This window comes from Fervidobacterium changbaicum (genome assembly GCF_004117075.1).
In the GTDB taxonomy this organism is placed as follows: Bacteria; Thermotogota; Thermotogae; order Thermotogales; family Fervidobacteriaceae; genus Fervidobacterium; species Fervidobacterium islandicum.
This window is the reverse complement of the sequence record NZ_CP026721.1, coordinates 195,982-208,076: the sequence shown is the minus strand read 5'-3', so window position 1 is coordinate 208,076 and position 12,095 is coordinate 195,982. Positions and strand designations below refer to the sequence as shown.

Genomic DNA, 12,095 nt, shown 5'->3' with positions numbered 1-12,095 from the left:
TAGATGTACTGAGAGCTGAGAAAGTCCCATCTACGGATGGGGAACCGATTAAAAAGACTAAGAAGACTAAAAGAGCAGGAGGGATTGGTTTTTATGCCTAACACAAAGTCTGCTGAAAAGCGTGTGAGAGTTTCCGAGAAAAGAAGAGTTCTTAACAAAGCTTACAAAACAAGCATGAAGAACAAGATCAAAGCGGTTCTTAAAGCTATTGCTGAAGGTAAACCTGTCGAAGAGGTTCAAGAACTTTTTAAGGTTGCTCAAAGTGCTATCGATAAGGCTGCAAGAAGAGGTGCAATTCACAAGAATCAAGCAAGCAGGAGGAAATCAAGATTGGCAGCAAAGGTTAAGGCCTACGTTGCTGCTAAAGAACAAGGGGTGTAAAAATGCCATTCTACTATGTGATGGAGCTGAGCGTAAGTGAGCAACGCGCAGATTATGCGCTCAAGAACGAAGAGCTCAAAAGATTAATAGAAGAAAAAAGGTGCGAAGTGAAGTTTGAGAATGGAACGCTTAGCATCAAGTTTCCGGAGAATGAGGACCTTGATGAAGAAGTCATGCAGATGGTCTTGGAAGTATTGAGAACACCAGTGAACGCCAAGGAATACATATATGAAAATGGAGAAAAGATAGAGATATTCTCCGGAAGGCTCGATCCAGCACACCCTCTTGGACAAGCAAAGGAAGAGATAAAGGAAAGAACCATAGAAAGCCTTGAAGAAGAAGAGGAAGAAGATCTAAAACCACACTACGAAGAACTCCTCGATGAGATTGAGGAGGAAGAAGAAGAGTAAGTGTAGATTTCAAAAGCCCACAGAGAGCTACTTTAAATAAAAACCCCCGATTCATCGGGGGTTTTTGCTTATATTTTGAACCTTTTTACATACTCGTTCAAATCGCTCACAGCTTTTGCAAGTTCGTCTGAGTAGTTCTTAACGTTGCTAACTTGTTCAGCTTGATTTGCAATTTGCGCAGCCATTTCTTCAATGTCATGTTCAACTTCTTGTATGTTCTTTGTTATCTTATCCATTGCAGCGCTGACTTCTTCTGTAGCACCGCTTTGTTCTTCAGCGGTAGCAGCCAAATCCGCTGTCATCTTTGAAACTTCTTCAATCTTTCCTATAAGCATTTTTAGGCTTTCCCCAGCTTCTTTAACCGTTGCGACATAACCATCAACTTTTTGACTTACTCCTGTTGTTACCTTTTCAACTTTTCTTGCCTGCTCTCCAATTTTGCCAAGTATCTCTGCTATCTTCTTTGTTGCCTGCCTGCTTTCTTCGGCCAGTTTTCTTATTTCATCGGCAACAACCGCAAAGCCTCTTCCAGCTTCTCCAGCACGTGCAGCTTCAATTGCAGCGTTGAGCGCAAGTAAGTTTGTTTGTTCTGCTATGCTCGATATCGTGTCGACTATTTCTCCTATCTGGTTTGAGAACTTTGTCAGTTCAACTATAGCGTTCAAAGATTCTCCCATACCTGTTCTGATTTCACTCACTGAGGACTCGACTTCTGCCATTCTTCCTGAGACCGTTGTGACATTCTCTCTCATTAATTCGGCGCTCTGAGACAACCTTTCTGAGTACCTGGCTATGTTCTGGGCACCGGCCGCTATCTCTTCCATACCACTATTCGCTTCCTGAGTAGCTGCAGCGATGTCTTGAACTTCCAAAGTTGTCTTTTGCACGGTCTCTTTAGATGCCATCGCTGCTTCTGCCGAATTTTGTGCAAGGTCATCGAGCATGAACGAAACGGATGAGACTTGTGCGCCGAGCTTCATAATCTCACCGACTGTTTGTTTGAAACTGTCTATGAGTATCTTGAATGCGCGGCCAAGTTCAGCGATTTCGTCTTTTCCAAGTTGTTCTTCGGAAACTTCAACCGTCAAATCGTTATTTGCAACCTTTTGAGCAACTTCAACGACATGATTGATTCGCTTGGTTATGCTATCGGTTAAGAACAGAGCAATTAAAGCTGCACCAAGTGCGATGATTATTCCAGCAAAGATACCGGATGTTATGATCTTTCGTGCAGCATCCGTGATTTCAGAATATGGGATTATGCCGATAGCAGTTAGGTTATAACTTCCTATCCTTTCGAACGCTGCAAATTTCTTACCGTTGAACGTGTACACAACAGTCCCTTTTGTCTTTGAGATGATTTCCTGAGCAAGTTGTTTTGTACCTTCTTCTTTCGCCAAATCAAGTTTTCCGACATATTCAGCCTTTGGATGCGCAACGGTCAGTGTTCCATAGGCAAGGGCTACGTAGCCGGATTTTCCTATCTTGATTCCGGCGACCATCTTTTGTAGCTTATCCAATGGATATATACCAGCTAGTACTCCAATAACATTTTCTCCAAAATCCTTTACGGCTGCAACAACCAAGATACTTTGTTGACCGTTGTATTCATAAGGCATGTAAATATCGTATTCTTTCTTTTTTGTTAGAATATTTTCGATAACGTCGTTTGGAAGTTGAATATTAACAACCCCATCTTTGGACACTATTCTTTTGTCCGGCAAGATAACGAAAACCTCTAAATACCCCTTCGGATTTAGTGCGCTGTACGCGTTCCTGACACCCCAGCCAAGTTGTGTGATGCCTAATTCATCGTTTGTATTCATCATATAAGGCGATATAGCACCACTTGTTGAGTAATCGACCAAAGGCTTAACGGTTTCGTTTAAACTTACTTCTATGTCTTTTTTCACGGAACTTAGAACAAGTGCTTCAATCTGGGCTGCTGCGTCTCTGACCACGGAAGTTGAGACAAGAACAGAGACGAAAACGCTTACAAAAGAGGCTACGACTCCGACCAGAACCAAAGATAGGATAAGCTTTGTCCTCAAGCTCATGAAAACACCTCCTCGAGTATCACTTGCTTTACTTTATTAAAGTTATCTCCGAAATATTTGTCCTCAGATAATTTTATCTTTATTTTACCATAGAATTCCTCGATTATACAAGAGCTATTCAGTGGCCTTCGAGAGTCTAAGGCGACTGAAACGAGCATCGCTTCAATACTAACTAGTGATACCAAATTATCAAACACTTTTCTTAATTTTCTAACAGCGGTAGCTCCCATGCTGACGTGGTCCTCTTGGTAAGCAGAAGTTGGTATTGAATCGGCACTTGCGGGATGAGAAAGAACTTTATTTTCGTTGCAAAGTGCAGCGGCTGTGTACTGCCAAATCATATATCCGCTGTTGAGACCTTCTTCACCACCTGCAAGGAAGGGAGGAAGCCCTTCGTTAACCTTTGGATTGACAAGCCTATCTATCCTTCTTTCTATCATATTCCCCATGGATGTCAGTGCGATCGCTAAAAAGTCTGCACAAAGCGCAAGCGGTTCTCCGTGAAAATTACCTCCACTGATTATTTCGTCTTCAAAAACCAACGGGTTGTCGGTAGCTGAATTTATTTCTCGTTCAACAACTCCTTTAACCCATTCGATGGTATCAAAAACAGCACCGTAAACTTGTGGTATCGTTCTTAACGTGTATGCATCCTGGACTTTACTGCAATTTTTGTGACTTTCTCTGAGCTCACTTCCTTTTAAAAAATCCCTGAGCATCTGTGCTATTTTTATTTGTCCGGGATGTGGTCTTGCCAGCTGGATTCTTTCATCGAATGCAGAAGGAGTTCCAAGTAGGACATCTACACTTGAAGCCGCAATTAATGTAGCTATTTTCATCAGTCTTTCCAAGTCGCGAACAATCAAAGCCAAATGTGCTGCCATGAATTGCGTCCCGTTTATTAGACTCAGTCCTTCCTTTTCTTCCAATTGAATTGGCACAAAATCATAGCTGGAAGGAACGAAGGGAATATCTTTTCCATCTTTAAGGATTTTCCCTTCCCCGATTAAGACCATTGCAATATGTGATAAAGGAGCCAAGTCACCACTTGCACCAACCGAACCAATTTCAGGAACAGCGGGTGTTATTTTCTTGTTGAGTAGTTCCAACAGTTTTTCAATAACGACAGGTCTGACACCGCTAAGACCTTTAGCTAATGCATTAGCCCTTATCAAAATCATTGCTCTCACTATATCTTCCGAAAGGTAGTTACCTATGCCTGCAGAGTGCGAAAGGATAATATTTCTTTGTAGTTCTTTTAATTTTTCTTTTGATATTCGAACGTTTGCAAGAGCACCAAAACCAGTGTTCACACCGTATATTGGCTTTCCTATATCAAGAAATTTCTGGAGAATTTGTCTACTCAATTTGACTCTTTCGTGCGCATCTGGAGAAATGCTAACAGGAGCGTACTTTCTACTAACAAGATGAACATCTTCAATAGTTAGATGTTCACCATCAATTACCACGCTGGGGATTCTTGCAGAACTTTGAGAGGTCATAGTTCACTTCCCCTTATTCTTGTAATGTGTTTTCCTTCTACAAAACGGGCCATGATGTAAAGTAAATCGGAAAGGCGGTTCAGGTATTTTATAACCTCTGGTCTGACACCCTCTTTTTCCGAAAGTTTCACAACAAGTCTTTCGGCACGTCTGGCAACCGTCCTGCATACATCCAAGTATGCACTTGGCACTGTTTCGCCCGGTAAGACGAAGGAATCCAGTTTCACGACTTCTTCGTAAGCATGAACGTGTTTTGTAAGCAGTTCAATATCCTCTTCGCTAATTAATCTGACGAATTTTTCACCTTTTGCAAGTTCTGCCGCCAATCTGAAGAGGTCTTTTTGAACTTGTTCTACAACCTCCCTTTCATTGTCAGGTAGAAAATGCTTAGCTAATCCAAGAAACGAATTCAATTCATCGACTGTTCCGTAGGTTTCAACCCTTATGGCAGCTTTAGATATACGTTCTCCGTTTGCAAGACTTGTTTCACCTGCATCACCGGTCTTTGTGGTTATCGACATTTTTTATCCCCTCCATCTTGTTAGTTGCATCCTTTCTATGATATTATACTTTTGAATTAGTCATTTCACAAACTTTAGAAAGGCCAATTACGATTCTTATTCTTGAAAGTTCTCATCAATGCACTTTGATACGTCTAAAATCTTTCCGTAAATGACCGTGTTTTCGTAGGAATCACGATTTCTAAGGTAGCATTTCTTAGTACCTTCTAATTCAAAACCGAATTTCTCTAGGATCTTCCTCATCGGTATGTTTTTTTCTAAGGTTTCCGCTTCGATTCTTACAGCGTTGTTGTTTCTCGCCCATTCAATAGCCAACTCGGTTAATTTCGAGCCAATGCCGTTACCACGGTGTTCGGCTACTATTTCCATTCCGAATTCCGCAACATGCGCTGTCTTCTTTTTGCTATCCAAGAACCAAACCCATAGCTGGCCAACGATTTCATTTCCGTGTTCAACAACCACAAAGAGTCTGTTGCTTATGGAGAGCCAGTTCTTTACCCAGCTACTCATACCCTCCAAGGTGATTTCATCTGGAGCAGATAGTATCGTATCGCTTTCAGCGGCGACCTTTTTTCGCATTATATATACATTTTCAATATCATCTACACAGACTGTACGCAAAATGTACCCTTTGAAATTAACAGGAAATTCTAAACCATTGACTTCCGACCCCGCATCAAAATTCATAGCGCTCCCCCCAAAGACTGGATTTAGCATAGATATCAAGTACTCACTAAAGAAAATAACCCCAACGATACTGTTGGGGTTATCCATTATCTTTTAAAGATTCATCCAGCATTTCCATTGTTTGGTTTTAACGTAATGATTTCAAGGTCAACAAAACTTTTCGCACTCTCCAAAAGTCTAATGGCATCAACTACGGTGTCCTTTGTAGCAATAACCTTCAAGAATTCACCTTCGAAACTTCTTATGTTCATAACATTATCCTCTGCTTCAAGCAAGTAATTTAAGATATGAACATCTTCTTTTTTGAGCTTTACAAGTATGTCGTATTCAACAGGTTCTAAAGCATTTACAGAGTTATTTTTCATCACTTTTCCTCTGCCTCCTTGGTTTGTTCATTCGTATCGCCTGAATTTTCAAACATGCCCTTTGTTAAGGGGCAGGGAGCTAATCTTTTACGTGGTTGGGATAGGAAATTTCTAAACTTTTCGATAACTTCTTTACCTTCTTCTTCAAAGAGGAACCTTGCAAACTCTGAGAATTTGTTTACCGTGTTTTCACTTAAGTTGAAGTATATGTTCCATGCCGCTTCGTCTGCTTCTTCAGCAGAAAGTTGTAGAATTTCGCAAAAGAACACCTTAACAGCGTTGAATCTTGCATTTTCTGCAACAGCTATCTTCTTTCCTTCAGCAGTTAGAGAGATACCACCCCTGTGTTCGTAATAGATAAGACCTGCGTCAGCCAACCTTTCCAAAAATTGTTTGGCCGAAGGCATTTTAACTTTTAAAAAGTTCGAAATCTTTTTTAATCTTGTCCATCCCATTTCGTTCAATGTTAGGTAAACTGCCAAAAGATATTTCCGTTCAGTTGGGCCGAGTTGACTTTCCATAAAGTTCACCTCTCTATTTGCATTCGATTTTATTTTACCACATGAATTAGTATCTAAACGCACTCCTACCTATGAATTCTCTTATAATGGATGTCCTTGGTATGTCTTCTATGTTTGTAATGGGCAAGAAGTAATCGAGTATCTTGAGCAGTCTATTTGCTTCGGTGGACTCCGGCACATCGTCTGGCACTACTGAAAGCAATGGTTCAGCAAAGATTTTTAGCACAGATACTTCGTAAATAAGTGCGCTGTTAAACATTACGTCCGCATTTTCTTGGTACGGGAAGATGTTCTTTTCCTCACCTCGTCTAACACTATCCCACATCCTGAGCGTTGCAAGCGCGTCGTGCCCTCTGAATTTGCTATCTCGAACCATTCTTCTTAAAAGTCTGACGTCGGTTGTGTGCAATCTGTTGACGTTATCTAAATTGAGCTGTGCGAGTGCACTTGCGTAGATCTTAAACTTCAGTTCTTCTGGCACAAGCTCTGTGAGTTTCGGATTGAGACCATGGATACCTTCAACAATAATTATTTGTTCTTTCTCTATTTTCATCTTGGTACCCACTGGTTCTCTTTTTCCCAAAACAAAGTTAAATTTCGGTATTTCAACTTCCTTGCCATCAAAAAGGTCTATCAGATTCCTGTTGAACAATTCAACATCTATCGCTTCGAGTGCTTCGAAGTCGTAGTTGCCATTCTCATCACGAGGCGTTTTTTCCCTATCAACGAAGTAATCGTCCAGTGAAATTGTCACAGGCTTGAACCCACTGGCTTTCAACTGGACCATCAAACGTTTTGAGAACGTTGTTTTTCCACTTGAAGAAGGTCCAGCAATAAGGACCAATCTGACCTTACCTTTTTTCTTTATCTCCTCAGATATCATTGCTATTCTTTTTTCATGCAACGCCTCAGCTAGAATGATTAAGTCGGTAACCGCCCGTTCACCTTTTGCGATTACCTCATTCAGTTCACCAACACTGTTTATCTCCATGATTTCAAGCCATCTTGAGTACTCAAGAAAGACAGCCGATAGTTTCGGTAGGGGTTTAAATGCAGGAACTGAAACGTTCCCGTCTTTAACTACAGGAAGAAGAAGCACAAAACCTTGCTCGTACTTGACAAGCTCAAACCACTTTAAATAACCCGTTGATGGCGGCATGTAGCCGTAGAAATAATCAAAATGTCCATCTGCTTCGTACACTTTGACTGTTTTTTTCTTTCTGTATTTTAAAAGTTTTACCTTATCTTCCATTCCTGCCGATGCAAAGAGCTGTATTGCTTCGCTCTTTTGAAGCTCGTTTTTCTTAAATCTGATATCAGCTTCCACCCACTTTTTCATCTCATCAGATAAGTTCTTTACGTCGTTTTCTGTGAGAAGAACGGGGTTGTTATTGTCTCTGATTTCGCAGTACACACCGTGTCCAATTGTGTGAAGTACTTTCAAGGTATATTGTTTAAATACGTTTCTCACAGCTGCGTGTAGAATAAATAACAAACCGCGCTGGTATATTCTCATACCATCTTGAGATTCTAAAGTAATGAAGCTAACCTCACCAGAACGATATATCGGTCTGAATAACTCAACAATTGAGTTATTTAATCTCGCTCCAAGAACCATTTTTCCAGTCTTTCGTTCGTATTCTTTAGCGATATTTTCCAAAGTTCCTCCAAGAGGTATTTCGTAAGTTTCGCTATTGACATAAATTTTGAGCATTTCCATATGCTTTCCCCCTTTTTAAAAAATTGTTTAGTCTTTTACGGTGATCGTAGCCAAAAATTATATCACAATATTTGTTATTTTTTCCAGGTAATTTCGAAATCAGCGGGGTTAACGTGAGTAAAATGAACATGGACGTTTAGTTTGGCGACTTTCTTGATTTCTTCTTTGTTAATTATATCTCTAAAGTGTGGGTGTAATTTAACAATGACCTCTGAAACATCTTTTGGCCTTTTCTTGAGCTCGTTAAAGAGTTGTTCAATAACAAGCTCAGGACTTGGTATCGTTCCTTTGCCACTGCACACAGGACACGTTGTTGTCAAGCGTTCATCCAACGACTTGGTGGTTCTTTTCCTTGTCATTTCAAGTAATCCTAGCTGAGTGAAACCATAGATCTCAACCCTGTTTCGGTCTTTAAGTACTTCTTTCTTCATGATTTCGATTATCCTGTTTCTACTCTTTTCACTTCTCATATCGATGAAATCTATGATTATTATACCTCCTAAGTTTCTCAATCTAAGAATCCTTGCAATCTCTTTGGCAGCCTCCGCGTTTATTTGTTCAGAAAGTTCTTCATGGTCGCTTGTGGTTGTGAAATGCCCTGAATTGACGTCTATAACGACCATTGCTTCCGTTTTGTCGATCACAATCTCGCCGCCTGATGGCAACGGAATGTATCGACTTAGAATTTTCTTCAGTTCTTTGTTTATTCCAAGTTCTTCGAATACATCTCCTTCTATTATTTTCACCCGGATGTCTCTGGAATATTCTCTTATCAATTCTTTATAAGCTGCCGAGTTCGTTATTACCTCATCTACACCTTGCTTCAAGAATTCCCTAAGTACAAAAGCATCCGAATCCGACTCTTTGTAGAGTAATTTAACCTTCTTAGCCTTTTTAAATTCTTTGATCAACTCGTTCCACTTAGACAGTAGCAACTCACCTTCATGGTAAATCTGCTCTTCAGTGGCCTCCGCCGCTGCAGTTCTCATGATAAATCCGCACGAGAGTTTTTCACGTAACCGACTCCCAAGCTCTTTAAGCCTGCTCCTATCATCTTGATCTTGAATCTTCCGTGAGACTCCGATACTGTGTGAAAATGGCATCAAGACTACATACCTACCCGGTAGACCAATGTTTGTGGTTACCTGGGGGCCTTTTGTTTGTCCACCTTCTTTTTTTATTTGCACAAGCACTTTTTGACCTTCCTGGAGTTTTTTCAGACCAAAGAATTCGAGATATTCCTGTTTTATATCTTTTAATCTTAGAAAACCATTCTCATCGTTCGACAATTTGACAAACGCTGCTTCGAGTGCAGGAACAAATTTCTCTATCTTTCCGACAAAAATACTTCCCGCAACGCTTTCCTCATCTTCTGGGAAGTATATTTCAACTAATCTTCCATCTTCGAGTAGTGCAACTTGAGGTCTGTCGTCTTTCTTGTTTATAACTAATATCACACTCTACACCTCTTTATAATACTCCGCACGAGTGTATTCAAAAACTTTCCAGGTATTTTCTTTGTTCGTCGGATAGTTCGTCTATCTGTATTCCTAATGCTCTTAATTTTAACTTTGCGACCTGTTTGTCTAATTCTTCAGGATAATCGTAGACCTCGTTTTTCAGTTGTTTATATTTTTGGGAAAGGTAAATCAACGAAAAGGCTTGAAGCGCGAATGAAATGTCCATGATTTCGACTGGATGTCCGTCTGCGGCTGCCAGGTTAACCAATCTACCCTGTCCAATAACGAAAATGTCTTTACCATCGATTTCATAGCAAGTAACGTTTTGTCGTATCTCGTATTTCCTAGTTGCAAGCTTTTCAAGTTTCTCAATAGGTATTTCCACATTGAAGTGTCCTGCATTTGCCAAAACTACCCCATTTTTGAGTTTGCGAATTATTTCTTCATTTAAAACATCGCGAACACCTGTGGCTGTTACTATTATGTCTGCTCTTGGAGCAAGTTCTTCGATTTTCCCTACTTCAAACCCGTCCATCAAGGCTTCTACAGCTTTGATGGGGTCAACTTCACTGACCATGACTTTAGCGCCTAAACCATGTGCACGCATCGCTATGCCTCTTCCACACCAACCGTAACCTGCTACAAGAACGTTCTTACCGGCTATGAGCAAATTCGTGTTTCGCATAATCGAATCCCAAGTTGATTGTCCTGTTCCATATCTGTTGTCAAACATGAATTTCATCTTTGCGTTGTTAACTGCTATTACAGGGACCTTCAAAATTCCCTGCACCTGAAGGTTTTTTAGCCTTCTCACTCCCGTTGTTGTTTCCTCAGAGACTCCTTTCAAGTTTTCTAAGACCTCTTGTCTTTGTGTATGTGCAAGAACCGTTAAATCGGCTCCATCATCGAGTATTAGATCTGGTTTGTAGTCGAGTATTCTATGTAAAAAACCAAAGTACTCGTTCTCGTCTTCCGTGCGCTTAGCATGAACTGTTATACCAAAGTCTTTAAGAGCCTGTGCGACATCGTCCTGTGTTGACAACGGATTACAGCCAGTTACGAAAACTTCCGCACCAAGCTTTTTCAAGGTGATCGCAAGATAAGCGGTTTTGGCTTCAAGGTGAATCGACATCCCTATTTTTAAACCACTTAGTGAGTAATCCATTTCCTGAATTAAATTCAGAAGTTTCATATGTTTTGATACCCAATCTATTTTTTGATGTCCTGACTTTTGAAGATTTTTTTCCATCTGATTCATTTTGCTCCTCCTTTTCTAATTATTCTGAACCTTTACTTCGCTACTGCTATTGGGATTTTCTTTTCAATTTTTGACTTCCCTGAAGAAAACGTAACGATGAGGTCATAGACTCCGGGTTCCGCGAACGCAAGCCTTTCCAATGTTCCAACAAAAGTTCGTCCAAACGGCAAGCAATAGAATCTTCTGTTACTGATTTCAAAGTTGTAACCTATTTTCGCTATACTGAATTGCATTTTGTCAACTTTTATGAAGCGCTCCTTATTTATTTTATTTGTTAAATAGACTTTGATTACAGGAGTCTTTCCGACAACTACTAGGTCCTCGGTTTCTATGTTAAAGTCAATTTCTCTTGGAGCAGGTTCCGGCTCTTTCGTAATAGGAATTGCAGATTTAAATTCTTTTATAGTCCCGTCATTAAAATAAAGTTTGACAGCCACTTCCATTAGCCCTTCCTTTTCCGCTTTGATGTTGACGCTCGATTTAAATATATGCGATTCACCGGGGTAAAGTTTAACTTCTTCTTTTACAACTTGCTGTACCTCTTTACCTAAATAATTCCATACGATCTTTGAAAGTGAAATATTTTGCAGCTGAGTCGTTCTGTTGATTATGTACACAGAAGGCTTAAACTCCTCACCGACTAAGTAGTAAGGTTCAGAGAAGATGCCATAATATATCTCTTCCTTATAAGTAAATGTTCTAGAAATTTCAGCAGGCTTTCCATTGATCTTACATTTAGAGTAGATCGTGTACGTCCCGCTTGGCAAATTTGCTAAAAAGACGTTTTCTTCCAAATTGAAAACAAGTTTCCGCCCCCGAGCATCTACAGAGCCTTGAACTGCATTTGGATACGTGAATTCGTACAGTGTTTTCGATTCGCTATAAATCTTAAAGTAAAATTCCGAAATAACAAAATTTTTCTCCGTCCGCTTCGTGTTTACAATGTAAACTCTCGCTCCAATCTTTTCGGGAGCGGTATACTCAAGTTTTGGGATTTCAATGGTCAGTTGAAGTGCATCAACGATATTGGAATAGGTCTGCGGAGAAACGTTTCTAACGAAAAAGAGAAAAGAAAATACTGCCAGTACTATTAAAACGTTGAGGAAGAGAAATTTGAAACTTCTCTTCCTCATAGCGCCGTAAGTAGTATTTATTTCTTTTTCTTTCTCTTTCCTAAACTTCTCTGGATCAAAACCCAAGAACATACCCCCTT

The 12,095-nt window shown here is 40.2% G+C and carries 12 protein-coding genes; 2 read left to right on the top strand and 10 right to left on the bottom strand.

The genetic code is table 11. From position 1 onward, the window contains the following. Window positions 1-93 precede the first annotated feature (93 nt). A complete protein-coding gene (gene rpsT / locus CBS1_RS00915) occupies window positions 94-381 on the top strand; it encodes a 30S ribosomal protein S20 (protein WP_033191283.1) in 288 nt (95 codons plus the stop codon). A gap of 2 nt (window positions 382-383) precedes the next feature. Further along, on the top strand, window positions 384-791 hold the full coding sequence (locus CBS1_RS00910) for a hypothetical protein (RefSeq protein ID WP_033191282.1): 408 nt from the start codon (window positions 384-386) through the stop codon (window positions 789-791). 68 nt (window positions 792-859) lie between these two features. On the opposite strand, the gene CBS1_RS00905 is transcribed toward CBS1_RS00910, so the two are convergent. From CBS1_RS00905 to CBS1_RS00860, 10 genes are all read right to left on the bottom strand, one after another. Next, the gene (locus CBS1_RS00905) at window positions 860-2,848 is read right to left on the bottom strand and encodes a methyl-accepting chemotaxis protein (protein WP_090222297.1); all 1,989 of its coding nucleotides are present in this window, start codon (window positions 2,846-2,848) and stop codon (window positions 860-862) included. Beyond that, window positions 2,845-4,350: a histidine ammonia-lyase gene (hutH, locus tag CBS1_RS00900; protein WP_033191280.1), complete on the bottom strand. Its 1,506-nt coding sequence runs from the start codon at window positions 4,348-4,350 to the stop codon at window positions 2,845-2,847. Before hutH ends, CBS1_RS00905 begins: the two co-directional genes overlap by 4 nt. Continuing rightward, on the bottom strand, window positions 4,347-4,871 hold the full coding sequence (locus CBS1_RS00895; RefSeq protein ID WP_033191279.1) for a cob(I)yrinic acid a,c-diamide adenosyltransferase: 525 nt from the start codon (window positions 4,869-4,871) through the stop codon (window positions 4,347-4,349). Before CBS1_RS00895 ends, hutH begins: the two co-directional genes overlap by 4 nt. Before the next feature lie 96 nt (window positions 4,872-4,967). Continuing rightward, a complete protein-coding gene (locus CBS1_RS00890; RefSeq protein WP_033191278.1) occupies window positions 4,968-5,558 on the bottom strand; it encodes a GNAT family N-acetyltransferase in 591 nt (196 codons plus the stop codon). A gap of 101 nt (window positions 5,559-5,659) precedes the next feature. Beyond that, window positions 5,660-5,923 carry a DUF4911 domain-containing protein gene (locus CBS1_RS00885; protein ID WP_033192472.1) on the bottom strand — a complete coding sequence of 88 codons (264 nt, stop codon included), beginning with the start codon at window positions 5,921-5,923 and terminating at the stop codon, window positions 5,660-5,662. Beyond that, window positions 5,923-6,444, bottom strand: coding sequence for a metal-dependent transcriptional regulator (locus CBS1_RS00880; RefSeq protein ID WP_090222295.1), 522 nt, complete (start codon window positions 6,442-6,444; stop codon window positions 5,923-5,925). The genes CBS1_RS00885 and CBS1_RS00880 overlap by 1 nt, the downstream gene beginning before the upstream one ends. 46 nt (window positions 6,445-6,490) lie before the next feature. Continuing rightward, entirely contained in the window at window positions 6,491-8,164 is a 1,674-nt protein-coding gene (locus CBS1_RS00875; RefSeq protein ID WP_090222294.1) for a nucleoside kinase, read from the bottom strand. 74 nt (window positions 8,165-8,238) lie between these two features. Beyond that, window positions 8,239-9,621: an Rne/Rng family ribonuclease gene (locus CBS1_RS00870; protein WP_090222292.1), complete on the bottom strand. Its 1,383-nt coding sequence runs from the start codon at window positions 9,619-9,621 to the stop codon at window positions 8,239-8,241. Window positions 9,622-9,658: 37 nt separating this feature from the next. Continuing rightward, on the bottom strand, window positions 9,659-10,882 hold the full coding sequence (locus CBS1_RS00865) for an adenosylhomocysteinase (protein WP_090222290.1): 1,224 nt from the start codon (window positions 10,880-10,882) through the stop codon (window positions 9,659-9,661). Between the two features lie 32 nt (window positions 10,883-10,914). Then, window positions 10,915-12,087 (bottom strand): hypothetical protein, encoded by a 1,173-nt coding sequence (locus CBS1_RS00860; RefSeq protein WP_241685536.1) that lies wholly within the window; start codon window positions 12,085-12,087, stop codon window positions 10,915-10,917. Window positions 12,088-12,095: the final 8 nt, after the last annotated feature.